The organism is Streptomyces sp. NPDC094448 (assembly GCF_044763775.1).
Classification (GTDB): Bacteria; Actinomycetota; Actinomycetes; order Streptomycetales; family Streptomycetaceae; genus Streptomyces.
This window is the reverse complement of sequence record NZ_JBIWGU010000017.1, coordinates 74,379-97,769: the sequence shown is the minus strand read 5'-3', so window position 1 is coordinate 97,769 and position 23,391 is coordinate 74,379. Positions and strand designations below refer to the sequence as shown.

General features: G+C 71.8%; 22 protein-coding genes and 1 riboswitch. Of the genes, 10 read left to right on the top strand and 12 right to left on the bottom strand.

Annotation, left to right across the window (positions count from 1 at the left end; all coding sequences use genetic code 11):
- The first annotated feature begins 37 nt into the window (after positions 1-37).
- The 4 genes from ACIQ9E_RS28110 (at position 38) to ACIQ9E_RS28095 (ending at position 4,163) form a co-directional block, all read left to right on the top strand.
- The gene (locus ACIQ9E_RS28110) at positions 38-868 is read left to right on the top strand and encodes an SAM-dependent methyltransferase (RefSeq protein WP_403711705.1); all 831 of its coding nucleotides are present in this window, start codon (positions 38-40) and stop codon (positions 866-868) included.
- Positions 869-960: 92 nt separating this feature from the next.
- A complete protein-coding gene (locus ACIQ9E_RS28105; protein WP_403711827.1) occupies positions 961-2,064 on the top strand; it encodes a sensor histidine kinase in 1,104 nt (367 codons plus the stop codon).
- Entirely contained in the window at positions 2,061-2,756 is a 696-nt protein-coding gene (locus ACIQ9E_RS28100) for a response regulator (RefSeq protein WP_403711703.1), read from the top strand. Before ACIQ9E_RS28105 ends, ACIQ9E_RS28100 begins: the two co-directional genes overlap by 4 nt.
- 159 nt (positions 2,757-2,915) lie before the next feature.
- Positions 2,916-4,163 carry a serine hydrolase domain-containing protein gene (locus ACIQ9E_RS28095; RefSeq protein ID WP_403711701.1) on the top strand — a complete coding sequence of 416 codons (1,248 nt, stop codon included), beginning with the start codon at positions 2,916-2,918 and terminating at the stop codon, positions 4,161-4,163.
- Positions 4,164-4,314: 151 nt separating this feature from the next.
- Here the strand turns inward: ACIQ9E_RS28095 and ACIQ9E_RS28090 are convergent, their stop codons facing one another.
- A complete protein-coding gene (locus tag ACIQ9E_RS28090) occupies positions 4,315-5,751 on the bottom strand; it encodes a gamma-aminobutyraldehyde dehydrogenase (RefSeq protein WP_006346273.1) in 1,437 nt (478 codons plus the stop codon).
- 202 nt (positions 5,752-5,953) lie between these two features.
- Here ACIQ9E_RS28090 and ACIQ9E_RS28085 point away from each other — a divergent pair, with 202 nt between their 5' ends.
- The 5 genes from ACIQ9E_RS28085 to ACIQ9E_RS28065 all read left to right on the top strand — a co-directional run bounded on the left by ACIQ9E_RS28085 (position 5,954) and on the right by ACIQ9E_RS28065 (position 10,452).
- The gene (locus ACIQ9E_RS28085) at positions 5,954-6,469 is read left to right on the top strand and encodes an Lrp/AsnC family transcriptional regulator (protein ID WP_040913932.1); all 516 of its coding nucleotides are present in this window, start codon (positions 5,954-5,956) and stop codon (positions 6,467-6,469) included.
- Complete coding sequence (locus tag ACIQ9E_RS28080; protein WP_403711698.1) at positions 6,454-7,839, top strand: aspartate aminotransferase family protein; 1,386 nt, start codon at positions 6,454-6,456, stop codon at positions 7,837-7,839. Before ACIQ9E_RS28085 ends, ACIQ9E_RS28080 begins: the two co-directional genes overlap by 16 nt.
- A 221-nt stretch (positions 7,840-8,060) precedes the next feature.
- The gene (locus ACIQ9E_RS28075) at positions 8,061-8,795 is read left to right on the top strand and encodes an ABC transporter ATP-binding protein (RefSeq protein ID WP_403711697.1); all 735 of its coding nucleotides are present in this window, start codon (positions 8,061-8,063) and stop codon (positions 8,793-8,795) included.
- The gene (locus tag ACIQ9E_RS28070; protein ID WP_403711696.1) at positions 8,777-9,910 is read left to right on the top strand and encodes a hypothetical protein; all 1,134 of its coding nucleotides are present in this window, start codon (positions 8,777-8,779) and stop codon (positions 9,908-9,910) included. Before ACIQ9E_RS28075 ends, ACIQ9E_RS28070 begins: the two co-directional genes overlap by 19 nt.
- Positions 9,910-10,452 (top strand): nuclear transport factor 2 family protein, encoded by a 543-nt coding sequence (locus tag ACIQ9E_RS28065; protein WP_403711694.1) that lies wholly within the window; start codon positions 9,910-9,912, stop codon positions 10,450-10,452. The genes ACIQ9E_RS28070 and ACIQ9E_RS28065 overlap by 1 nt, the downstream gene beginning before the upstream one ends.
- Positions 10,453-10,483: 31 nt before the next feature.
- Here the strand turns inward: ACIQ9E_RS28065 and ACIQ9E_RS28060 are convergent, their stop codons facing one another.
- The 9 genes from ACIQ9E_RS28060 to rpsB all read right to left on the bottom strand — a co-directional run bounded on the left by ACIQ9E_RS28060 (position 10,484) and on the right by rpsB (position 20,829).
- Positions 10,484-11,512, bottom strand: a complete 1,029-nt coding sequence (locus ACIQ9E_RS28060) for an ABC transporter ATP-binding protein (protein ID WP_403711692.1) — start codon at positions 11,510-11,512, stop codon at positions 10,484-10,486.
- On the bottom strand, positions 11,512-13,197 hold the full coding sequence (locus tag ACIQ9E_RS28055; RefSeq protein ID WP_403711825.1) for an ABC transporter permease: 1,686 nt from the start codon (positions 13,195-13,197) through the stop codon (positions 11,512-11,514). The genes ACIQ9E_RS28060 and ACIQ9E_RS28055 overlap by 1 nt, the downstream gene beginning before the upstream one ends.
- Positions 13,198-13,259: 62 nt before the next feature.
- Positions 13,260-14,363, bottom strand: coding sequence for a thiamine ABC transporter substrate binding subunit (locus ACIQ9E_RS28050; protein WP_403711690.1), 1,104 nt, complete (start codon positions 14,361-14,363; stop codon positions 13,260-13,262).
- Between the two features lie 83 nt (positions 14,364-14,446).
- A riboswitch (TPP riboswitch) is annotated at positions 14,447-14,557 on the bottom strand.
- 74 nt (positions 14,558-14,631) lie between these two features.
- Entirely contained in the window at positions 14,632-15,738 is a 1,107-nt protein-coding gene (rlmN, locus tag ACIQ9E_RS28045) for a 23S rRNA (adenine(2503)-C(2))-methyltransferase RlmN (protein WP_403711688.1), read from the bottom strand.
- A gap of 167 nt (positions 15,739-15,905) precedes the next feature.
- Positions 15,906-17,144 (bottom strand): phosphatidate cytidylyltransferase, encoded by a 1,239-nt coding sequence (locus tag ACIQ9E_RS28040; protein WP_403711686.1) that lies wholly within the window; start codon positions 17,142-17,144, stop codon positions 15,906-15,908.
- On the bottom strand, positions 17,144-17,701 hold the full coding sequence (gene frr / locus ACIQ9E_RS28035) for a ribosome recycling factor (protein WP_403711684.1): 558 nt from the start codon (positions 17,699-17,701) through the stop codon (positions 17,144-17,146). The genes ACIQ9E_RS28040 and frr overlap by 1 nt, the downstream gene beginning before the upstream one ends.
- 158 nt (positions 17,702-17,859) lie before the next feature.
- Positions 17,860-18,666: a UMP kinase gene (gene pyrH / locus ACIQ9E_RS28030; protein ID WP_403711682.1), complete on the bottom strand. Its 807-nt coding sequence runs from the start codon at positions 18,664-18,666 to the stop codon at positions 17,860-17,862.
- Between the two features lie 250 nt (positions 18,667-18,916).
- On the bottom strand, positions 18,917-19,753 hold the full coding sequence (tsf, locus tag ACIQ9E_RS28025) for a translation elongation factor Ts (RefSeq protein ID WP_403711680.1): 837 nt from the start codon (positions 19,751-19,753) through the stop codon (positions 18,917-18,919).
- Positions 19,754-19,941: 188 nt separating this feature from the next.
- Positions 19,942-20,829 carry a 30S ribosomal protein S2 gene (gene rpsB / locus ACIQ9E_RS28020; protein ID WP_403711678.1) on the bottom strand — a complete coding sequence of 296 codons (888 nt, stop codon included), beginning with the start codon at positions 20,827-20,829 and terminating at the stop codon, positions 19,942-19,944.
- A 259-nt stretch (positions 20,830-21,088) separates the two neighbouring features.
- On the opposite strand from rpsB, the gene ACIQ9E_RS28015 reads away from it, so the two are divergent.
- A complete protein-coding gene (locus ACIQ9E_RS28015; RefSeq protein ID WP_403711676.1) occupies positions 21,089-21,700 on the top strand; it encodes a peptidoglycan DD-metalloendopeptidase family protein in 612 nt (203 codons plus the stop codon).
- A gap of 159 nt (positions 21,701-21,859) precedes the next feature.
- On the opposite strand, the gene ACIQ9E_RS28010 is transcribed toward ACIQ9E_RS28015, so the two are convergent.
- Positions 21,860-22,417: a TetR/AcrR family transcriptional regulator gene (locus ACIQ9E_RS28010; protein WP_403711823.1), complete on the bottom strand. Its 558-nt coding sequence runs from the start codon at positions 22,415-22,417 to the stop codon at positions 21,860-21,862.
- A gap of 70 nt (positions 22,418-22,487) precedes the next feature.
- Positions 22,488-23,324, bottom strand: coding sequence for an RNA polymerase sigma factor WhiG (whiG, locus tag ACIQ9E_RS28005; protein ID WP_403711674.1), 837 nt, complete (start codon positions 23,322-23,324; stop codon positions 22,488-22,490).
- Positions 23,325-23,391 lie beyond the last annotated feature (67 nt).

The following is a 23,391-nucleotide window of genomic DNA, read 5'->3' as shown; positions in this document are numbered from 1 at the left end:
CGCAGCCAGCAGCCGACAGCCAGCAGCGAGGAGCACGATGAGCCCGAACAGCCCCCAGGTCCCGCAGAACCCCGGCGGCGACCCGCGGATCCGTACCGATGTGGCGCACAACGCCCGGGTGTGGAACCACTGGCTGGGCGGCAAGGACAACTATCCGGTCGACCGTGCGGTCGGCGACCGTGTCACGGGCCTGTATCCGAGCATCGGCGAGGTCGCCCGCGCCGACCGGGCGTTCCTCGGCCGGGTGGTGACCTTCCTGACCGCCGATGCGGGCATCCGCCAGTTCCTCGACATCGGTACGGGCCTGCCGACGGCCAACAACACGCACGAGGTCGCCCAGGGCATCGCCCCGGACTCCCGGATCGTGTACGTCGACAACGACCCGATCGTGCTGACGCACGCCCGCGCCCTGCTGACCTCGTCGCCCGAGGGACGTACGGAGTACCTGGACGCGGACGCGCACGATCCGCGGTCCATCGTGGGTTCGATGCGCCCGACGCTGGACCCGGACCGGCCGATCGCCGTGATCATGCTGGGGATCCTCAACTTCGTGCTGGACACGGAGGTGGCGCGCGAGGTCGTGCGGACCCTGATGGACGCGGTGCCCCCGGGCAGCTATCTCGTGCTGACGCATCCGACGCTGGAACTCGGCGGCGAGGGCAACGCGGAGGCGATGGCGTTCTGGAACGAGAACGCGACCCCGCCGATCCGGGCCCGCACGGGGGCCGAGATCGGGTCGTTCTTCGACGGTCTGGAGCTTCTCGACCCGGGTCTGGTGTCCTGCTCCCGCTGGCGCCCGAGGCCGACCGCCGACGGCTCGCTGCCGCCGGTGGTCGCCCAGTACGGCGCCGTCGGCCGCAAGCCCTGACCAGGGGACGGACAGCGGTGGAGCGGGCGGGGCGGCTCGGAGGGCACGATCTGAGCCCCCGGGCGGTGGACGCGGGCGCGGTGCTGCTGGTGATGGCGGCGACCACGATCCCGTTCGTCGTCCCGCGGGCACCGCATCTTCCGGCGGCGACGTGGACGGCGTATCTGGTCACCCTGCTGACGGCGGTCCCGCTGCTGTGGCGGCGCCGCCGTCCGGTGGGGGCGCTGGCCGGGGTGCTCGCCGTGGGGGCGGTGTACGGTACGGCAGTCGACGGCCCGGGGCAGCCCTTGCCGTACGCCGTGCTGATCGCCTTCTACACGGTCGCCGCGCTCTGTCCGCCGCGGGTCCGTCTGGTGACGGCCGCCGCCACGGCCGCGGCGGTGGTGGCGTCGGTGGCGGTGCTGCGCGGGGGTGATCCCCGCGAGTTGCTGTTCACCCTCTTCGTGCTGGGGGCGGCCTTCGTCTTCGGCCGGTTCGCGGACACCCGCCGGGCGTATCTGGCGGCGGTGGAGGACCGGGCGGCCCAGTTGGAGCGGGCCAACCGCATCGAGGCGGAGCAGGCGGCCGCCCGGGAGCGGGCCCGGATCGCCCGGGAGATGCACGACATCCTCTCCCATGCGGTGAGCCTGATGGTCGTTCAGGCCGAGGCGGGGCCGGTCGCGGTCCGTACGGCCCCGGAGCGCGCCGAGGCGGCGTTCGATGCCATCTCCGGGACGGGGCGGGACGCGATGGTGCAGTTGCGGCACATGCTGGGGGTGCTGCGGGACGGGCCGGACGGCGGACCGCGGGCGCCCCTGCCCGGTGCGGGCGCGCTGCCGGAGCTGGTGGCGCGGGTCCGGGAGAGCGGACTGCGGGTGTCGTACGAGGACGGGGGTGCGGCCGCGGGGCTGCCGGCCGCGGTCGGGGCGACGGTGTACCGGGTGGTGCAGGAGGCCCTGACGAACACGGTCCGGCATGCGGGGGCGGCCTCGGCCGTGGTCCGGCTGGTGCCGGCCGGACCGCTCTTGACGGTGACGGTCACCGACGACGGCCGCGGACCGTCGCCGGGCGGCGGCGGGCAGGGCCTGATCGGGATCCGGGAGCGCGCGGCGGCCCACGGCGGCACCGTCCGTACCGGGTCCGGCCCCGGTGGCCGCGGTTTCGAGGTACGGGTGCGGCTGCCGCTGCACCCCGCGGAGGAAGGGGTGCCGGGGTGACGATCCGGGTGGTGGTCGCCGACGACCAGGAGCTGGTGCGCAGCGGGTTCGCGATGATCCTGGAAGCCCAGCCGGATATCGAGGTGGTCGCGGAGGCGGGTGACGGAGCGGCCGCGGTGGCGGCGGTCCGGGCCCACGGCGGTGACGTGGCGCTGCTGGATGTGCGGATGCCGGGCACGGACGGCATCGCCGCCTGCCGGGAGATCGTTTCGGGCACGGATTGCCGGGTCGTGATGCTGACGACCTTCGATACGGACGAGTACGTGTACGAGGCACTGCACGCGGGTGCGAGCGGATTCCTGCTGAAGGACGTCCGGCGGGACGATCTGGTGCAGGCGGTACGGGTGGTGAGCGCGGGCGAGTCGCTGCTGGCGCCCTCGGTGGCCCGCCGTCTGGTCGAGGCGTATACGCGTGTGCCGGGGCCGGGCGGGCCCGCCGCCGGGGCCGGCCGGAGGCTGGCGGCGCTGACCGTCCGGGAGCGGGAGACTCTGCTCCGGCTGGCCCGCGGGCTGTCGAACGCGGAGATCGCGCGGGAGCTGTCGGTCAGCGATCACACCGTGAAGACGCATGTGGGGAATGTGCTGGCGAAGCTGGGGCTGCGGGACCGGGTGCAGGCGGTGATCTGCGCCTATGAGACGGGGCTGGTGCGGGCGGGGACGGCGGGGGTGCCCTCGGCTCCCCCGGGCGGGTGAGCCGCGGACGCAGGGTCTCCCCCGCGCGGGCGAGAGGATCCCCCGCGCAACTCCCCCGGAGCGGGGATCCGTACGGGCGCTCCGGTCAGCAGGATGGTTCCGACCGCGGAGAGCGGTCCCGGACCCGTCCTGAAGCCGTCCCGAAGCAAGGAGTCGCCCATGAATCCCGTCCGTCCGCGGCCCGGCCGCGGCTCGACCCGCCGGACCGTGCTCGCCGGTGTGCTCGCCCTCGCGGTCGCGGGCGGTACGGCGGGGGCACCGCCCGTATCGGCGGCCGCCGGTCCGCCGGTGGCGGTGGGCCGGGCTTCCCCTCCGGACGGCGCCGCGCTCTCCGCCGCGCTCCGTGGTCTCCCGGCGCCGCATACGACGGCCGCGCTGGTCCGCGTCGGCGGCCGGGGCGGGGTCTGGTACGGCGGCGCGGGCGTCCGCGATCTGGAGAGCGGACGGTCCGCCGATCCCGGGGGCCGGTTCCGGGCCGGGTCGGTGACGAAGGTGTTCGTCGCCGCGGCCGTCCTCCAGCTGGCCGGGGAGGGCCGGATCGGCCTGGACGCCCCGGTCCGCACATATCTGCCGGAGCTGATCCCCGCGGGATACGGGACGGTGACGGTACGGCAGTTGCTGAACCACACCCATGGCATCCCCGGCTCCGGGGAGGGTCCGGGCACTCCGGAGGAGGCGTACGCGCGCCGCTTCGAGGTGCGCGATCCGCGGGAGGAGGTCCGCCGGGGTGTGGCGCAGCGGCCCGAGTTCGCCCCGGGGACCCGGCAGAAGTACCACAACATGGGGTACACGATCGCCGGTCTGCTGATCGAACGGGTCACCGGTGACAGCTATGAACGGCAGGTCACCCGGCGGATCATCCGGCCGCTGGGGCTGCGGGACACCTATCTCCCCGGGGACGACGTCCGGATACGGGGGCCGCACAACCGCGGCTACCAGACCCTGCGGACCGGGGCGGGGGCGGCGGAGCTGCGGGATGTGACGCTGTGGCATCCGTCGGACAGCTGGGCGGCGGGTGATCTGATCTCCACGACGGGCGATCTGGAGCGGTTTCTGGTGGCTCTGTTCCGGGGCCGGGTGGTGCGGGGGCCGCTGCTGGAGGAGATGTTCACGCTGCCCCGGGTGCCGGACCACGCGACCTGTGCCCCGGCGGCGTTCGGCGCGGGCCTGTCGGTGGTACGGCTCGGCGGGCGGGAGGTCTGGGGGAAGTCGGGCGGCCGGTACGGCTACGGCACGCTGGTCGCGGCGGACCGGAAACTGTCGCGGACGCTGGTCCTGAGCGTGAACGCGACGGACGCGAAGTCGACGCGGCGGAATCCGGTCTCGGACGGTGTGGCCTTCGCCGCGTTCGGTGCACCGGAGCCGCCGGTGCCGGGCGGCTGCCCGGCCCCGGCGGCGCTCCGCTGACGGACCGTTCCGGAGCCCGGCCGGGGGCATAGGGTGTTCCCGTGCCCGGCCGCCCGGCCCCGGACGCCGCGAGGGGGCGCGGACCGCAGTCGGCCCGCGCCCCCTCGTATCCGCGGCGCACGCACCCGCGCACGGGTGCCCGCGACTGCGGCTACGCGTCCAGGGACGTCATGACGTGCTTGATGCGCGTGTAGTCGTCGAAGCCGTAGCCCGACAGGTCCTTGCCGTAGCCCGACTTCTTGAAGCCGCCGTGCGGCATCTCGGCGACCAGCGGAATGTGGGTGTTGATCCACACACAGCCGAAGTCGAGCGCCTTGGACATCCGCATCGCGCGGCCGTGGTCCTTGGTCCAGACGGACGACGCCAGCGCGTACTCGACGCCGTTGGCCCACTCCAGCGCCTGCGCCTCGTCGGTGAAGGACTGGACGGTGATGACCGGGCCGAAGACCTCGTTCTGGACGATCTCGTCGTCCTGCTTGAGGCCGGAGACGACGGTCGGGGCGTAGAAGTAGCCCTTGTCGCCGACGCGGTGGCCGCCCGCCTCGACCTTGGCGTGCGCGGGCAGCCGCTCGATGAAGCCGGAGACCTGCGCCAGCTGGTTGGCGTTGTTCAGCGGGCCGTAGAGGACGTCCTCGTCCGGGGCGCCGGTCTTGGTCTCGGCCGCGGCGGCGGCGAGGGCGGCGACGAACTCGTCGTGGATGGACTCCTGGACCAGGACGCGGGTCGCGGCCGTGCAGTCCTGACCGGCGTTGAAGTATCCGGCGACGGCGATGTCCTCGACGGCCTTGGCGATGTCGGTGTCCTCGAAGACCACGACGGGCGCCTTGCCACCCAGCTCCAGGTGAACGCGCTTGACGTCCTTGGCGGCGGACTCGGCGACCTGGATTCCGGCGCGTACGGAGCCGGTGATGGAGGCCATCGCGGGGGTCGGGTGCTCCACCATCGCGCGGCCGGTCTCCCGGTCGCCGCAGAGGACGTTGAAGACGCCCTTGGGGACGATCGCACCGATGATCTCGGCGATCAGGGTGGTGGAGGCGGGGGTGGTGTCCGACGGCTTGAGGACGACCGTGTTGCCGGCGGCGAGCGCCGGGGCGAACTTCCACACGGCCATCATCATCGGGTAGTTCCACGGTGCGACCTGCGCACAGACGCCGACCGGCTCCCGGCGGATGATGGAGGTCATGCCCTCCATGTACTCACCGGCGGAGCGGCCCTCCAGCATCCGGGCGGCACCCGCGAAGAAGCGGATCTGGTCGACCATGGGCGGGATCTCTTCGGTACGGACCAGCTCCAGCGGCTTGCCGGTGTTCTCCGACTCGACCGCGATCAGCTCCTCCGCCCGCTCCTCGAAGGCGTCCGCGATCTTCAGCAGCACCTTCTGGCGCTCGGCGGGGGTGGCGTCGCGCCAGGCGGGGAACGCGGCGGCGGCGGCCTCCATGGCGGCGTCGACGTCGGCCTGGCCGGAGAGCGGCGAGGTCGCGTAGACCTCGCCGGTGGCCGGGTTGACGACGTCGATGGTCCGCCCGTCGGAGGCGTCCCTGAACTCCCCGTTGATGTAGTTGCGCAGTCGACGCGGCTCGGTGGTCACTGTTGCCACCCCTCCAGATCTGACGGCCTTGTCAGGCGGCTGTTTTCCGTGCCCGGGTGAGGGTCCACCCAGTGCAGTCCACCCTAAACCGTCCAGTGATGCTTTCGACAGCCCCGACCCACGCCACCTTCGGATTTAGTTCTCACGAGGTCGCTGAACAACGAATTTCATCAGTGAAGGGCTTGCGTGACGGAGGAGTCCCGTGCATTGTGAAGCTGTGGCCAGTCGAAGCGCAGACTCCAGGAACGGGTCCGCCGGGAACATCCAGTCCCCGGCGATCGACGCCGTGTCCCTAGCGATCATCGAACAGCTCCAGGAGGACGGACGCCGTCCTTACGCCGCGATCGGGAAGGCCGTCGGCCTCTCCGAAGCGGCGGTGCGCCAGCGCGTACAGAAGCTGCTCGACCAGGGCGTCATGCAGATCGTCGCCGTGACGGACCCGCTCACCGTGGGTTTCCGCCGCCAGGCGATGGTCGGCATCCGGGTGGAGGGCGACCTCGACCCCGTGGCGGAGGCGCTGACGGCCATGGCCGAATGCGAGTACGTGGTGATGACCGCGGGCTCCTTCGACCTGATGGTGGAGATCGTCTGCGAGGACGACGACCACCTGCTCGAAGTGATCAACAAGCGGATTCGTGCACTCCCCGGTGTGCGGTCCACCGAGAGCTTCGTCTACCTCAAGCTCAAGAAGCAGACCTACATGTGGGGAACCCGATAGCCGTGAGCGACCGCAGCGACCTCTCCAAAACTGCCTACGACCACCTGTGGATGCACTTCACCCGCATGTCGTCGTACGAGAACGCCCCCGTCCCCACCATCGTCCGCGGTGAGGGCACCTACATCTACGACGACCAGGGCAAGCGCTACATAGACGGCCTCGCCGGCCTCTTCGTGGTCAACGCCGGACACGGCCGGGTCGAGCTCGCCGAGACCGCCTACAAGCAGGCGCAGGAGCTGGCCTTCTTCCCGGTCTGGTCCTACGCCCACCCCAAGGCCGTCGAACTGGCCGAGCGGCTGGCGAACGAGGCCCCCGGCGACCTCAACAAGGTCTTCTTCACCACCGGCGGCGGCGAGGCCGTGGAGACCGCGTGGAAGCTGGCCAAGCAGTACTGGAAGCTGCAGGGCCAGCACACCAAGTACAAGGTCATCTCGCGTGCCGTCGCCTACCACGGCACCCCGCAGGGCGCCCTGTCCATCACCGGCCTCCCGGCCCTGAAGGCCCCCTTCGAGCCGCTGGTCCCCGGCGCGCACAAGGTGCCGAACACCAATATCTACCGCGCCCCGATCCACGGCGACGACCCCGAGGCCTTCGGCCGCTGGGCCGCCGACCAGATCGAGCAGGAGATCCTCTTCGAGGGCCCGGAGACCGTCGCCGCGGTCTTCCTGGAGCCGGTGCAGAACGCCGGCGGCTGCTTCCCGCCGCCGCCCGGCTACTTCCAGCGGGTCCGCGAGATCTGCGACCAGTACGATGTGCTGCTCGTCTCCGACGAGGTCATCTGCGCCTTCGGCCGCCTCGGCACCACCTTCGCCTGTGACAAGTTCGGCTACATCCCGGACATGATCACCTGCGCCAAGGGCATGACCTCGGGCTACTCCCCGATCGGCGCCTGCATCGTCTCGGACAAGATCGCCGAGCCGTTCTACAAGGGCGACAACACCTTCCTGCACGGCTACACCTTCGGCGGCCACCCGGTCTCCGCGGCCGTCGGCATCGCCAACCTCGACATCTTCGAGCGCGAAGGCCTCAACCAGCACGTCCTCGACAACGAGAGCGCGTTCAAGGCCACCCTGGAGAAGCTGTACGACCTGCCGATCGTCGGCGACGTCCGCGGCAACGGCTTCTTCTACGGAATCGAACTGGTCAAGGACAAGGCCACCAAGGAGACCTTCACCGACGAGGAGACGGAGCGCGTGCTCTACGGCTTCCTCTCCAAGGCGCTCTTCGACAACGGCCTGTACTGCCGGGCCGACGACCGCGGCGACCCGGTGATCCAGCTCGCCCCGCCGCTGATCGCCGACCAGTCCACGTTCGACGAGATCGAAGGCGTGCTCCGCACGGTCCTCACCGAGGCCTGGACCAAGCTCTGACCCTCTGACGGCCCCGCGCCGCCCGGACAACGGCCCGGGTACGCCCATCCGAGTGGATGGCGCGTACCCGGGCCGTGTGGTTCCCCGGACCCCGCGGCCCTCTGCCCAAGGGTTGTTCCCTGGCGTGCGTGCCGGGGACCGCTCCCACGGCCTCGTCCGCCCGTACGGGGCAACCGGGCCGGCCGGGGCCGCCGCAACCGATCAGAGGCGAGGGGTACGCCATGGAGACTCCGACTCCGCCGGACGGCGACGTCCTGTGGGCACGCTCGCTGCACCACAGCCACCGGGGCTCCCCCGCCCTCACCGGCATCGACGCCGGGGTGCGGGAGGGCGAGATCCTCGCCGTCGGCGGCCCGCGGGGCGCCGGGAAGACCACCCTGCTGCGCTGTCTGTCCGGGCAGTCGGTCCCCACCGGGGGCGAGGTCTGGTTCAACGGCACCCCCCTGCACACCCTGCCCGCCCCCCAGCGGGAACGGCTCCGCCGGGAACGCTTCGGCTGGATCGGCCCGGAGCCGTCCCTCGTCCCCGAGCTGACCGCCTGGGAGAACGCGGCCCTGCCGCTGCTGCTGCGCGGCGTCCCGCACCGGCGGGCCAAGGCCGCCGCCCTGGAGTGGCTGGAACGGCTCGATATCGCCGCGGCCGCCCGCCTCCGCCCGCACGCCCTGACCCAGGCCCAGCGCCAGCGGACCGCGACCGCCCGCGCCCTGGTCGCCGAACCGGCCGTGCTCTTCGCCGACGAACCGACCGCGGCCCTGCACCGCGCGGACGCGGCGCAGGTCCTGCGGACGGTACTGGCAGCGGCCCGCTCGCACCGGATCACGGTTCTGCTCGCCAGCCACGACCCGCAGGTCACAGCGGTCGCCGACCGGGTGATCACCCTCCTCGACGGGCGGCGCGCCGACACCCCGTCCGCCGCCGGCACGGAAGGCCTCGCCGCGTGCTCACTCTCCGTCTAGCCCGCGGCTCCGGACCCCTCGCCCTGCTGCGCCGGCTGCTCGTCGCCGCCGCCTCGGCCGGGGTCGGATTCCTGCTGCTCAGCGCCCTGACCTACGCACTCGCGCACCCGGGCGACCCGGCGGCGCTGCCCCGGCTGTCGTGGTGCCTGGTGCCGCTGGCCGCCGCCGTGCACTTCGCGGTCGCCGTGGCCCGTACCGACCCCGGTACCCGGCCCCGTACCGGACTGTCCGCCGTCGGTCTCGGCCCCGCCGGGCTCGCCGCGCTCGCCGCCTCGTCCACCGCGCTCGCCGCCACCCTGGGCAGCACCGTCGCCCTGCTCCTGGTCCTCCATCTGCGGGGCGATCTGACCGGGCTGCCGTTCGACGGAGCGGGCGCCGAACTCCTCGCCGCCGACCGGCCGCTGCCGCTCGCCGCCGCGCTGACCCTGCTGGCACTGCTCCCCCTGACGGCGACCGTGGCCGCCGCCCTCGCCCTGCGGGCCCGCGCCACTGCCGACACCCCCGACCCGGCGGAACCACCCGTACCCAAGACGGCGCCCGGCGGGCTGCCCTGGGGCTGCGCCCTGACCACGGCCGGGCTGGCGATCGGCACCTACGCGGCCCGCACCGGCGCGGACGGCGCCGGCTCCGACCCGGCGGGCGTGCTGGCCGGCTGGGCGCTCACCGCGGCCGGGCTGGCCGTCGCGGGCCCTGCGCTCACCCATGCCGCGGGCCGGCTGCTCCAGACCGCCCGCCCCGGCGCCGTACGCCTGCTCGCGGGGCGGGTCCTGATGGCGGAGGCCCGCCGGATCGGCCGCCCGCTCGGGGTGGTGTGCGCCGTCGCATCGGCAGCGGCGGCCGCCGTGGCCCTGGCCGGCGGCGGCTCCCGCCCGTTCGGCCCGCTCACCGGACTCGGCGCGGCCCTGGTCATCGGCTGTACGACGGCGACGCTGCTGGTCGCCGCGGCCGAGGCCCGCGCCCTGCGCACCCCGACCCGTACCGAACTGCGCCGTCTCGGTACCCCGGCCGGTGCCCTGCGCTCCGCCGCGGCGCTGCGGGCCCTGGCGCTGCTGGCCGTCTTCGCCCCTCTGACCTGGACGGTGGCGACCCTCGCGGCGGTCCCGCTGGAAGGGTGATGACCCCGGAGGTCATCGACCCTCCGCGCACCGCCCGGCAGGATCGTTCCCACCGGACCCGGCCGCCCGGCCCGCCCGAAGGGAAGACCATCACCATGACCCGCACCGACACCGCCGCCGTCACCGCTGCCACCCGTGCCGTCGTCGAAGAGTTCCTGGTCCGGCTCGCGGAAGGCTCGCCGGAGCACATCGCGGAGCTGTACGCCGGGGAGGCCGACTGGTACATCGCGCCGAATCCCGCCGTGCCGTGGATCCGGCCCCGGTCCACCCGGGCCGATATCGCGGACCACTGGCGCGAGCTGGCCGCGGGCCAGGAGAACGACCCCGCGGGCACCCGGATCGACGCGGTCGTCGTCACCGGCCCCGACGCGGTCGTCACCGGCACCCTCGCGGGTACGGTCCGGGCCACGGGTATCCGGTTCACCTCGCCGTTCGCCCTGCACTTCACGGTTGCGGACGGACTGATCGTCCGCTTCCGGGTCATCGAGGACAGCCTCGCCGTCGCGGCGGCCTGCGCCCCCGGGGCGGCGGCCGGCCGCTGAAGGCGGCTCCCGCCCCCTTACGGGCGGCCCGTCAGCCGTGGCCCAGCACCACGATCTCGTCCGGGGCGAATTCCACGCCCACCCGTGCACCCTGCTCCGGGGCGTCCCGGGGCCCGGTCTCGGCCTCCAGCACCGGGCCGTTCTCCGGGCGCAGCCGCAGGGCGACATGGCTGCCCCGGAAGGTCCGGGACTCCACGGTGCACTGCGGCCCGCGGCCCGTACCGGGGTCGGCCGGCCGCACCCCGGCGGGTCTGACCAGCAGTTCGTACCTGCCGTCCGGTACCCCGGCGGGCAGCGGCAGCCGGCCCCAGACGGTATCGGCGGTCCCGTCGCGGACCACCGCGTCCACGATGTTGTCGAAGCCGAGGAACCGGGCGACGAACGCGTCCGCCGGGCGCTGCCACACCTCCAGGGGCGTCCCGGTCTGCGCGATCCGCCCGTCCCGCATGATCACCACCCGGTCGGCGAGCGCGAACGCCTCGCCCTGGTCGTGGGTGACCGCGAGGACCGTCGTCCCGAGCCGGCCGAAGAGGGACCGCAGTTCGACGACGAGCCGCTCCCGCAGTCCGCGGTCGAGCTGGCCGAGGGGTTCGTCGAGCATCAGCAGCTTCGGCTCCGGGGCCAGGGCCCTGGCCAGCGCCACCCGCTGCTGTTCGCCGCCGGACAGGGAGGACACCGTACGTCCCCCGGCACCCGGCAGCCCCACCAGTTCCAGCAGTTCGGTGACCCGGCGGTGCTGTGCGGCCCGGCCGGTGCCGCGCATCCGCAGCCCGAAGGCGACGTTTCCGGCGACGTCGTGCTGGGGGAAGAGCTGGTGGTCCTGGAACATCAGGCCGACGCCGCGCCGGTGCACCGGTACGCCGGTCTGGTCCTCGCCGCCGAGGAGGACCCGGCCGCGGTCGGCGTGGCGGAGCCCGGCGACGACCCGCAGCAGGGTGGACTTGCCGCTGCCGCTGGGGCCCAGGACGCAGACGGTCTCATGGGCCGCGACGGTGAGGTCCACGGCGTCGAGGGCGGCCCGGTCCCCGAACCGTACGGTCACATCGTCGAGTCCGAGCATCAGAACTCCCCGGTCGCTGCGGTCGTGGTGGTCCTGGAGCGGATCCGCTCCAGTGACAGCAGTGCGACCGCGCACACCACCATCAGGATCGTGCTGAGGGCCATCGCCTGCCCGTAGTTGAGTTCGCCGGGCCGGCCGAGGAGCCGGGCCACGGCGACCGGCAGGGTCGGTTCGTCGGGCCGGGCGATGAACACGGTCGCACCGAACTCCCCGAGGGAGACGGCGAAGGCGAAGCCCGCGGCGATCAGCAGGGCCCGCCGGACCAGCGGGAAGTCGACCTCCCGCCACGCCCGCAGGGGGGACGCCCCGAGGACGGCCGCGGCCTCCCGCAGCCGTCCGTCGACGGCGCGGAGCACCGGCAGCATGGTCCGGACCACGAACGGCGCTCCGACCAGTGCCTGGGCCAGCGGTACCAGGATCCACGAGGCCCGCAGGTCGAGCGGCGGTTCGTCGAGGGTGATCAGGAAGCCGAAGCCGACGGTGACCGCCGAGACCCCGAGCGGCAGCATCAGCAGCGCGTCGAAGCCCCGCAGCAGCCGTCCGGCACCGCCCGCGCCGCCGCGCCGGGCGAGCGCCGCGGCGGCGAGACCGCCGATGACGACGGCGATCGCGGTGGCGGCCAGCGCGTACTGAAGGGAGTTCACCACGGCGTGCGCCGGGGGGACGAGGAAGGCGCCGCCGCTCGCGTCGAACCGGCCGAGCGCCCGGTAGTAGTCCAGGTTGTAGCCGCGGGGGGTGGCCAGGGAACGTTCCACCAGGACCCCGAGCGGCAGCAGCACCAGCAGGGCGACGGTGGTGAGGACGGCGCCCAGCAGCGTCCACTGGCGGGCACCGCGGGGCCGGCGGGCGGTATGCCGCGGGTCGACCAGCCGGAGGGCGGTCTCCCGTTTCCGTACGGTCCGGGCGTGGACGGTGAGCACCGCGCCGACGGCCGTGAACTGCACCAGGGTGAGGACGGCGGCGGTGCGCAGGTCCAGCAGGTGTGCGGTCTGCCGGTAGACCTCGACCTCCAGGGTGGCGAAGCCGGGGCCGCCGAGGATCTGCACGATGCCGAAGGAGGTGAAGGTGAACAGGAAGACCATCAGGGCGGCGGAGGCGACGGACGGCGCGAGCGCGGGGAGTGTCACGGTGCGCCAGGCGGTGAACCGTCCGGCGCCGAGGACCCGGGCGGCCTCTTCCTGGCGGGGGTCGAGCTGGGCCCAGAGCCCGCCGACGGTCCGGACGACGACGGCGTAGTTGAAGAAGACATGGGCGATCAGGATCGCCCACACCGTGGTGTCGAGCCGGATGCCCCAGGCCTCGTCGAGGAGTCCGCCGCGGCCCAGCAGGGCGAGGAATGCGGTGCCGACGACGACCGTCGGCAGCACGAACGGCACGGTCACCACGGCCCGCAGCAGCTTCTTCCCGGGGAAGGCGTAGCGGGCGGTGACATAGGCGCAGGGCAGGGCGATCAGCAGGGTCAGCGCGGTGGAGGCGAGCGCCTGCCAGGCGGTGAACCAGAGGACCCCGGCGATATCGTCCCGGCCGAGGACTTCGGTGATGTGCCCGAACTGCCAGCTGCCGCCGGAGCGCAGTCCGCGGCCGACGATGGCGGCCACGGGGTAGGCGAAGAAGACCGCGAAGAACACGGCGGGCAGGGCGAGCAGGGCGAGCCGCGCCGCGGTCCCGGTGCGGAGGGCGCGCACCGCACGGCCGGTACGGCGGCCCTGTGCCGCCGCCCGGTCCGTGCGTTCCGGTCCTCCGGCCGTCACTTGACGACGGTCGACGACCACTTCTGGATCCACTGTTCCCGGTTCTTCGTGATGGTGTCCGGCGGCAGCGTCGCCGGGTCGGTGATCGTCGCGCCGTGGCGGGTGAACAGTTCGGGGAGTTTGGTGCCCTCGACGACCGGGTTCACGAACATGTTCAGCGGCAGATCCTCCTGGAACGGCGCCGAGACGAGGAAGTCCAGCAGCGCCTTGCCGCCGGCCTCGTTCTTCGCGCCCTTCAGCAGTCCGGCGAACTCGACCTGCCGGAAGCAGGTGCCGGCGGCGACCCCGGTCGGTGCCTCCTTGGGCTGCGGCTCCGCGAAGAGGACCTCGACGGGCGGGCTGGAGGCGTAGGAGACGACCAGCGGCCGGTCGCCGCCTTCCTTCTTTCCGCCCGCGGAGCCGGAGAACTCGCGGTTGTAGGCCTCTTCCCAGCCGTCGACGACCTTGAGGCCGTTGGCCTTGAGCTTCTTCCAGTAGTCCTGCCAGCCGTCCTCGCCGTAGCGGGCGACGGTGCCGAGGAGGAAGCCGAGGCCCGGCGATGACGTGGCCGCGTTCTCGGCGACCAGCAGGTTCCGGTACTCGGGCTTGAGCAGGTCGTCGAAGGTGACGGGCGGCGCGAGCTTGCGGTCGGCGAAGTACTTCTTGTCGTAGTTGACGCAGATGTCGCCGGTGTCGACGGGGGTGACCCGGTGCTTGTCGCCGTCGAGGCGGACCGCCGCGGGTATCCGGTCGAGGCCCTTCGCCTCGTGGGGGGTGAAGATGCCGTTGTCGAGGGCGCGGGAGAGGAGGGTGTTGTCGACGCCGAAGAAGACGTCGCCCTGCGGGGAGCCCTTGGTGAGGATCTCCTTGTTGAGCGCGACGCCCGCGTCACCGCTCTTGAGGATCTTGACGGTGTAGCCGGTCTGCCGGGTGAACTCCTTGAGGACGTCCTCGGAGGCGGCGAAGGAGTCATGGCTGACGAGGGTGACGGTCTTCGAGGCCTTGCCGCCGCCCTGCTCCTTCTCGGCGGAGGAGTCCCCGCCGCAGGCGGCGAGCACGGTCACACCGAGTGCGGCGGCCAGCGCGGCCGCCGCGCCCCTTCTGATACTGCTACTGCTCACTGGTCGAAGTCCTCCTGGTGAAGGCCAGGAAGAGACGCGGCCCTGCCCGGATCCCCGAGGGAATCCGGGCAGGGCGCAACAGCTTGAGTGAAAGACCGAACTTCCTACCCGGAATGACCCGGGCGAGGTTCAGAGGGTCTGCGGCCCCGTGGGTACCGCACTCTCAGCGCTGTGGCGCTCCCCTGTCGGAAATATGCAAATGTTCAGGCCAGACTACAAGGCTCGGATCCCGCCATGGCAGGGGCGGTCCCGGAATGTGTCCGGTCCGTCACCGCTCGGCGGCGGCGAGCTGTCCGCAGGCCCCGTCGATCTCCTGACCGCGGGTGTCCCGTACGGTCACCGGCACCCCGTGGGCGGCGATGGCCTCGACGAACGCCTTTTCGTCCTCCGGCCGTGAGGCGGTCCACTGGGAGCCGGGGGTGGGGTTCAGCGGAATGAGATTGACATGGACCCGCTTGCCCTTCAGCAGCCTGCCGAGCAGATCGCCCCGCCACGCCTGGTCGTTGATGTCGCGGATCAGCGCGTACTCGATGGAGACCCGGCGGCCGGACTTCTCCGCGTACTCCCAGGCCGCGTCGAGGACCTCGCGGACCTTCCAGCGGGTGTTGACCGGCACCAGGGTGTCGCGCAGTTCGTCGTCGGGGGCGTGCAGCGAGACGGCGAGCCGGCATTTGAAGCCCTCGTCGGCGAAGCGCTGCATGGCGGGGACCAGACCGACCGTGGAGACGGTGATCCCGCGCTGCGAGAGCCCGAGGCCGTCCGGCTCGGGGTCGGTGAGCCGGCGGATGGCGCCCACGACCCGCTTGTAGTTCGCCAGCGGCTCGCCCATGCCCATGAAGACGATGTTCGACAGCCGGGCGGGCCCGCCGGGGACCTCGCCGTCCCGCAGCGCCCGCATACCGTCGACGATCTGGTGCACGATCTCCGCCGTCGACAGGTTCCGGTCGAGACCGGCCTGTCCGGTGGCGCAGAACGGGCAGTTCATCCCGCAGCCCGCCTGGGAGGAGATGCACATCGTCACCCGGTCCGGGTAGCGCATCAGGACCGATTCGACGAGGGTCCCGTCGTGCAGTCTCCAGAGCGTCTTGCGGGTGGTGTCGTCGTCGCACGAGATATGCCGCACCACCGACATCAGCTCGGGCAGCAGCTCCGCGGCGAGCTTCTCCCGCGCGGCGGCCGGGATGTCCGTCCACTGCGCCGGATCGTGGGCGTACCGCGCGAAGTAGTGCTGGGAGAGCTGGCGGGCGCGGAACGGCTTCTCGCCGATCGCGGCGACGGCGTCCTTGCGCTCGGCCGGCGAGAGGTCGGCGAGATGCCTCGGGGGCTTCTTGGCTCCGCGGGGCGCGATGAAAGTGAGTTCTCCGGGCTTGGGCATGGTCCATCCAGTGTCGCAGAGATACGGAGAAGGGCCCGCCATCCTGTGGATAACGGGCCCTTCCCGGCGAAACAGCAGGTCACCGGGGCCTGCCGGGGGTACGGCCGGTCCGGCCGTACCTCTGAACGGTGCGCGGCCCCGGTTCCGGGCCGCGCACGGTGCGGCCCCTAACCGGCCCCGACGAACACCACCAGCAGCAGCCACACTACCGGCGCCGTCGGCAGCAGCGAGTCCAGGCGGTCCATGATGCCGCCGTGGCCCGGCAGCAGGGTGCCCATGTCCTTGATGCCGAGATCCCGTTTGATCATCGACTCGCCCAGATCGCCCAGGGTCGCCGTGACGGCGACCGCGAGGCCCAGCAGGATCCCCTGCCACCAGGCGCCGCCGTCGATGAGGAACTGCATGCACAGGGCGCCCGCGACCATGGCGAAGCCGACCGCGCCGAGCAGGCCTTCCCGGGTCTTCCCCGGGCTGATCCTCGGCGCCAGCTTCCGCTTGCCGAAACGCCAGCCGACCGCGTACGCGCCGGTGTCGCTGACCACGGTGAGGAGAAGGAACGTCAGCACCCGCTGCGCCCCGTCGTCCGCGGTGAGCATCATCGACACGAAGGTCGCCAGGAACGGCACGTAGAAAGCGGCGAAGACACCCGCCGTGACGTCCTTCAGATACCCCTCGGGGGGCTCCGTCATCCGCCACACCAGGACCGCGAGGGCGGTGAGGGCCGTGGCGACCCAGGCGCCCTCGGCGCCGCGCACATACCCGGCGACGACCATCGCCGCGCCGCCGACCGCGAGCGGCACCAGCGGGGCCTTGATGCCCTTGCGCTCCTGGAGGCGGGAGGTCAGCTCCCACAGCCCGACCACGACGGCGACCGTTATCACGCCGAGGAACACGGCCTTGACCACGAAAAGCGACGCGACGATCACCGCGCCGAGGCCGACTCCGACCCCTATCGCCGCACGCAGATCACGGCCGGCCCGCTTCTTCGCCTTCACCGCCCCGGCGGCGTCCGCAGGGCCCGCCGCTGCCGGACCTCCGGCGGCACCGGGTGCGCCGGATGCGTCCGGACCGCCGGGAGCCTGCCCGCCGCCGCGGGGGTCCCCGGGGCCGCCGGCCGGCGGGGGCTGCGGCCCGGCCGGTGCGGGCTCCCGAGGAAGCTCATCGCGGAACAGGGGGCGGCCCGGCTCGGCGGCCCCCCGGCCACTGTCGTTCCGGCGGTCACGGTCACCGGGACCGCCGGCGTCTCTACCTGCGTCGGGAAAGTCCGGCACGATGGGCATGGGCCGAGTCTGCTGTGCGTCGTGCCCGTCGTACGCGGGACCCGCCGAAAGCGGGCCCCGGTCCTGCGGACGCCACCCCCCGACGTAGTCGGCCCGCTGCGGGGCCCCCCAGGAAGCGTCGTTCATCAGACTTCGAGCAGCTCGGCTTCCTTGTGCTTCAGCAGCTCGTCCACCTGCGCCACGTACTTCGCGGTGGTGTCGTCGAGCTCCTTCTCCGCACGGCGGCCCTCGTCCTCGCCGACCTCGCCGTCCTTGACGAGCTTGTCGATGGTCTCCTTGGCCTTGCGGCGGACCGCGCGGATGGAGATCTTCGCGTCCTCGGCCTTGGTCTTGGCGACCTTGATGTACTCGCGGCGGCGCTCCTCGGTCAGCTCCGGGAACACCACACGGATGATGTTGCCGTCGTTGCTCGGGTTGACCCCGAGGTCGGAGTCGCGGATCGCCTGCTCGATATTGCGCAGCGCCGTCTTGTCGAAGGGCGTGACCACGGCCATCCGGGGCTCGGGCACCGAGAAGGACGCGAGCTGATTGATCGGGGTCAGCGCACCGTAGTAGTCGGCCACGATCTTGTTGAACATCGCCGGGTGCGCGCGTCCGGTGCGGATCGCGGCGAAGTCGTCCTTGGCAACCAGGACGGCCTTCTCCATCTTCTCCTCGGCCTCAAGGAGGGTCTCTTCGATCACCACTTGCTCCTGCGTGTCTTGAGTAGGCCCGGCTGACAACTGCCCGGTCGGGCGGAACCTGTCGCGTCTTCCCTGCACGGTGTCCGACCGGCAGGGCTTTGTCCATCCCCGGATATCGTCGGACGTCCGTTCCGGGACGCCCGGGACACCCCCCGGGTTCAGGCTCGGGTGCCCTTGCTGTTGACGAGCGTGCCGATCTTCTCACCACGTACCGCACGGGCGATATTGCCCGCGGCCAGCAGTTCGAAGACGAGGATCGGCAGGGCGTTGTCACGGCAGAGGGTGATCGCCGTGGCGTCGGCGACCTTGAGGTCCCGGGTGATGACCTCGCCGTACTCCAGCGCGTCGTACTTGACCGCCCCGGGGTTGGTCCGCGGGTCGGCGTCGTAGACCCCGTCGACCCCGTTCTTCCCCATCAGCAGGGCCTCGGCGTCGATCTCCAGGGCGCGCTGGGCGGCGGTGGTGTCGGTGGAGAAGTACGGCATGCCCATACCGGCGCCGAAGATGACCACACGGCCCTTCTCCAGATGGCGTACGGCCCGCAGCGGGATGTACGGCTCGGCGACCTGGCCCATGGTGATGGCGGTCTGGACCCGGGAGTCGATGCCCTCCTTCTCCAGGAAGTCCTGGAGCGCGAGGCAGTTCATCACGGTGCCGAGCATGCCCATGTAGTCGGAGCGGGCCCGGTCCATGCCGCGTACCTGCAGCTCGGCGCCGCGGAAGAAGTTGCCGCCGCCGATGACGACCGCGATCTGGGCGCCGCTCCGGACGACGGCCGCGATCTCGCGGGCGATGGCGTGCACGACGTCGGGGTCCACTCCGAGGCCCGTCCCGCCGGAGAAGGCCTCTCCGGAGAGCTTCAGCATGAAGCGTCCGGCACCGGGCTCGTTCACGTCGTGCTTCCCGTCGTGGTCGTGGTCGCTGTTGTCGCCAACTGCCTGGGTGGCGTCCGCGCCCTTGTTCATGGAGATCTCCTCGTGCACATACGAGGAAGGCCATCGCCGGTGGGTACTGGTGTCCCTGTCGGCAATGGCCTCCTCGTCAGATCTGCGGTCGTCCGGCGCTCCGGGCGCAACGGCGCCGCCCGGGGCCCACGCGGCCTGTGACTGCGTGGGAAACCCTAGCGGGCCGACGGATCGACCGCGTACTCGGCGTCCCCGTGCCGCCGTTCCGGGCGGCGCCGGGGACGCGGGTACCGGCGTTCCTGCGTCCGGGTCAGGCGCCGACGCGGATACGGGCGAAGCGCTTCAGCTCCACACCGGCCTCGTCGAGAACCTTCTGGACGGACTTCTTGTTGTCCTTCGCGAAGGCCTGCTCCAGAACGGTGACCTCCTTGAAGAAACCGTTCACCCGGCCCTCGACGATCTTCGGCAGGGCAGCCTCGGGCTTGCCCTCCTCACGGGAGGTGGCCTCGGCGACCCGGCGCTCGTTCTCCACGACCTCGGCCGGGACGTCCTCGCGGGACAGGTACTTCGGCGCGAAGGCGGCGATGTGCTGGGCGACGTCCTTGGCGACGTCCGCGTTCGCGGCGCTCAGCTCGACGAGCACGCCGACCTGCGGCGGCAGGTCGGGCATGGTGCGGTGCAGGTAGACACCGACGAACGCACCGGAGAACTGCGCGAAGCGGTCGAGGACGATCTTCTCGCCGAGGTTGGCGTTGGCCTCGTCGACATACGCCTGAACGGTCTTGCCTGCCTCGATCTCGGAGGCGAGCAGCGCGTCCAGGTCCGCCGGGGAGGTGGCGGCGACGTGCGCGGCGAGCGCGTTGGCGACGGCCTGGAACTTCTCGCCCTTGGCGACGAAGTCCGTCTCGCACTTCAGCTCCAGCAGCACACCGGTCGTCTTGTCCTCGGAGATGAGGGAGACGACGGCGCCGTTCGAAGCGGTGCGGGACTCGCGCTTGGCGACGCCCTTCTGGCCCTTGACGCGCAGCAGCTCGACGGCCTTGTCGACGTTGCCGTCGGCCTCGTCCAGAGCCTTCTTGCAGTCCATCATGCCGGCGCCGGTCAGCTCACGGAGCTTCTTGACGTCGGCGGCGGTGTAGTTCGCCATGTCCTTGAATCTTTCCTCGAAAGGTCGGAAGTCGAAGTCGAGACGGATCCGGTACGGGCCGGGCGGCGCGAGCCGCGCGGCCCGGACACCCGGCCCTGGGCGGGGCGGTACGGATCCGGGGGCGGACGGCGGGGCCGGTGCCGCCTGGCACCGCCCCCGCCGTCCTCACCTGCCGTGCTCTGCGGCGGTCAGGCCTGCTCGGCGTCCGCGGCCGGCTTCTCGGCCTCGGGGGCCTCGGCGGCGGGGGCCTCGGCGGCGGCCTCGGCCGGCTTCTCGGCCTCGGCGTCGTCGGCCTTCTTCTCGCCCTCGAGGAGGTCGCGCTCCCACTCGGCGAGCGGCTCACCGGCGGCCTTGTCGCCCGGCTTGGAGTCACCGGTGGCGACACCGGAACGGGCGATCAGGCCCTCGGCGACGGCGTCGGCGATCACACGGGTCAGCAGCGTGACGGAGCGGATCGCGTCGTCGTTGCCGGGGATCTTGTAGTCGACCTCGTCCGGGTCGCAGTTGGTGTCGAGGATCGCGACGACCGGGATGTGGAGCTTGCGCGCCTCACCGACGGCGATGTGCTCCTTCTTGGTGTCGACGATCCAGACGGCGCTCGGCACCTTCTGCATCTCGCGGATGCCGCCGAGGGTCTTCTCCAGCTTCGCCTTCTCACGGGAGAGGACGAGCAGCTCCTTCTTGGTCAGGCCGGAGGCGGCCACGTCCTCGAAGTCGATCTGCTCCAGCTCCTTGAGGCGCTGCAGACGCTTGTAGACGGTGGAGAAGTTGGTCAGCATGCCACCGAGCCAGCGCTGGTTGACATACGGCATGCCCACGCGGGTCGCCTGCTCGGCGATCGCCTCCTGGGCCTGCTTCTTGGTGCCGACGAACATGATGGAGCCGCCGTGCGCGACGGTCTCCTTGACGAACTCGTAGGCGCGGTCGATGTACGACAGCGACTGGAGCAGGTCGATGATGTAGATGCCGTTGCGCTCGGTGAAGATGAAGCGCTTCATCTTCGGGTTCCAGCGACGGGTCTGGTGACCGAAGTGGACGCCGCTCTCCAGCAGCTCCCGCATCGTGACGACGGCCATGGCCGTATCTCCTTGGATTCTCGGTTGATGTCCTGACGCCCCGATGCGCCTGCCGCGAAGGACCGAGGGGCGCGGCCACCGACCCGGATGGGCTGCACGGTGGCGGGGCGTGCGAAGTCGACCCGGTGACCCGGATCGCCAGAAGAAGTGTACGGGACCCGGACGGTCCCGGGTGACGGCGTTGTCCACAACCGAACGGCTGTCCACAGAACCACGCCATGATCCACCCACCTCCCACCCCCGGGTGCACCCTCATCCCATGCCCTACACCTCGCCGTACACCTCACTGACCGCCCTTGCCCTGCTCCCCGCCCTGCTGTCACCTTCCGTGATCGCCGGCCCGGCCACCACCCGCCGCCCCCCACCCGACCCTCCCCGCACCACCCACCACTCGGTCACCGTAAGTAACGAGCGAGTCTGGCCCGTGCCCCGCCCCAGGATCCTCCGCGGCTGGACCCCACCCGCCTCCCCCTACGGACCCGGCCACCGCGGAGTGGACCTCGCCGCACCTCCCGGCACCGAAGTACGGGCCACCGGATCGGGCCGGATCTCCTTCAGCGGCCGCATCGCAGGCCGCGGAGTACTCGCCCTCACCCTGGACGGCACCGGCGACCCACCCCTGCGCATCACCCACGAACCCGTCGACACCCTCCACCCCGCCGGCACCCGCGTCACCGCGGGCCGGACCGTCGCCCGGGTCTCCGCCGCCCCACGCCACTGCCCCACGTCCTGCCTCCACTGGGGACTGCTCCGCGCCCGCGACTACCTCGACCCGCTCTCCCTCCTCCACCGCCCACCCTCCCGACTACTCCCCCGCACACCACGCCACCACCCCCGGACCGGCCACCCGGGACACCGCACACACCCATGACCACATCCACCGGGACACCCCGCGCCGACGGACACCACCCACCGGCGCGGATCCCCCACGCACGGCACCACTGACAACCGACACGACGAACAGAACGGGGGCGGGGAGGGGCGGGGGGGGAGGGGGAGGGGGAGGGGGAGGGGCCCCCGGAAGGGAAAGTCAGGGGTGGACACCGTGGAGGGCGAGGGAGACCGCCGCGTCGGCGATCACCGCGGGGTCGTCCGCCATGCCGAGTTCGATCCGGCGGACGGCGGCGTCCACGACGCCCTGCAGCAGCATGGCGGCGAGCCGGGGCTGTTCGTGGCCGAGTTCCGCGAGGGCCTCGACGATCATGGCGATCAGGCCGCCGTGGGCGGCACGGATCTTCTCCCGGGCGCCGTCGTCGAGTTCACCGGCGGAGATGGCGACGACGGCCCGGTGGCGGCGGTCCCCGACCAGGTTGAGCTGGCTGCGGACGTAGGCCTCGACCTTGCCTTCGGGGCCGTCCGCCCGTTCCATGGCGGCCTCGACCTCGGCCGCCCAGACGGGGAAGTCCACGGCGCACAGTTCCTCGACGACGGCCGCGCGGGAGCGGAAGTACTCGTACACGGAGGACCGAGCGAGGCCGGTGCGCTCGGCGAGGGCGGGGAAGGTCAGCGCTTCCGTGCCGCCTTCGGACAGCAGGGAGCGCGCGGCGTCGAGCAGTGCGTCGCGCTGCATGGTCCGGTGCTCGGCCACGGAGGCCGCTCGAATCCTGGGCACCCTTCCACTTTACGGATGCGGCGCAAGAGGATGGGCCGATTCGCCGTCAGCGTCCGACGTCGGCCAGTTTCGCCCGCAGCTGGAGGACGGATTTTGTGTGGATCTGGCTGACTCTGCTCTCGGTGACGCCGAGCACATTGCCGATTTCGGCGAGGGTGAGGCCCTCGTAGTAGTAGAGGGTGACAACGGTCTTCTCCCGGTCCGGGAGGGTGTTGATGGCACGGGCGAGCAGCCGGCGCAGTTCCCGGTCCTCGGCGACCTCGACGGGGTTGTCGGCTGCGGTGTCCTCCAGGGTGTCCATGAGGCTGAGCCGGTCGCCGCTCTCGCCGCCCACATGGAGAAGCTCTTCGAGGGCGACGACGTTCGCCAGGGACAACTGGCTGAAAACGGCATGCAGTTCGTCGATGCCGATGCCCATCTCGGAGGCGACTTCGCCTTCGCTGGGCGTTCGGCGGAGCTGGGCTTCGAGGGTGGCGTAGGCGCGTTCGACGGCGCGGGCCTTCTGGCGGACGGAGCGCGGGATCCAGTCGAGGGCGCGCAGTTCGTCGATCATCGCGCCGCGGATGCGGGTGATGGCGTACGTCTCGAATTTGATCGACCGCTCGATGTCGAACTTCTCGATGGCGTCGATGAGTCCGAAGACTCCGGAGGAGACGAAGTCCGCCTGTTCGACGTTGGAGGGCAGGCCGACGCTGACCCGGCCGGCCACGTACTTCACCAGGGGCGAGTAGTGCAGGATCAGCTGTTCGCGCAGGCGCTCGTCCCCGGTGGCCTTGTACGACTGCCACAACTCCTCTAGCGACGAGGGGGCGGGGGGGCGCGCGGCGCCACGGGCAGCGGGGGGCGTTGGCGCGCGATCAGACCCGGGGGTGTGCTGGGGCATGCGTTGCCTTGAGCCGTTCTGCTGTTGAGGGGACTCGGTGCGAGGGACGGACGGTGGAGCGGGCGGA

Coding starts and splice junctions, on each gene's coding strand:
- ACIQ9E_RS28110 (WP_403711705.1), top strand. CDS start 38: ATGAGCCCGAACAGCCCCCAGGTCCCGCAGAACCCCGGCGGCGACCCG.
- ACIQ9E_RS28105 (WP_403711827.1), top strand. CDS start 961: ATGGCGGCGACCACGATCCCGTTCGTCGTCCCGCGGGCACCGCATCTT.
- ACIQ9E_RS28095 (WP_403711701.1), top strand. CDS start 2,916: ATGAATCCCGTCCGTCCGCGGCCCGGCCGCGGCTCGACCCGCCGGACC.
- ACIQ9E_RS28075 (WP_403711697.1), top strand. CDS start 8,061: ATGGAGACTCCGACTCCGCCGGACGGCGACGTCCTGTGGGCACGCTCG.
- ACIQ9E_RS28065 (WP_403711694.1), top strand. CDS start 9,910: ATGACCCCGGAGGTCATCGACCCTCCGCGCACCGCCCGGCAGGATCGT.
- ACIQ9E_RS28060 (WP_403711692.1), bottom strand. CDS start 11,512: ATGCTCGGACTCGACGATGTGACCGTACGGTTCGGGGACCGGGCCGCC.
- rlmN (WP_403711688.1), bottom strand. CDS start 15,738: ATGCCCAAGCCCGGAGAACTCACTTTCATCGCGCCCCGCGGAGCCAAG.
- ACIQ9E_RS28040 (WP_403711686.1), bottom strand. CDS start 17,144: ATGAACGACGCTTCCTGGGGGGCCCCGCAGCGGGCCGACTACGTCGGG.
- pyrH (WP_403711682.1), bottom strand. CDS start 18,666: ATGAACAAGGGCGCGGACGCCACCCAGGCAGTTGGCGACAACAGCGAC.
- tsf (WP_403711680.1), bottom strand. CDS start 19,753: ATGGCGAACTACACCGCCGCCGACGTCAAGAAGCTCCGTGAGCTGACC.
- rpsB (WP_403711678.1), bottom strand. CDS start 20,829: ATGGCCGTCGTCACGATGCGGGAGCTGCTGGAGAGCGGCGTCCACTTC.
- ACIQ9E_RS28015 (WP_403711676.1), top strand. CDS start 21,089: ATGCCCTACACCTCGCCGTACACCTCACTGACCGCCCTTGCCCTGCTC.
- whiG (WP_403711674.1), bottom strand. CDS start 23,324: ATGCCCCAGCACACCCCCGGGTCTGATCGCGCGCCAACGCCCCCCGCT.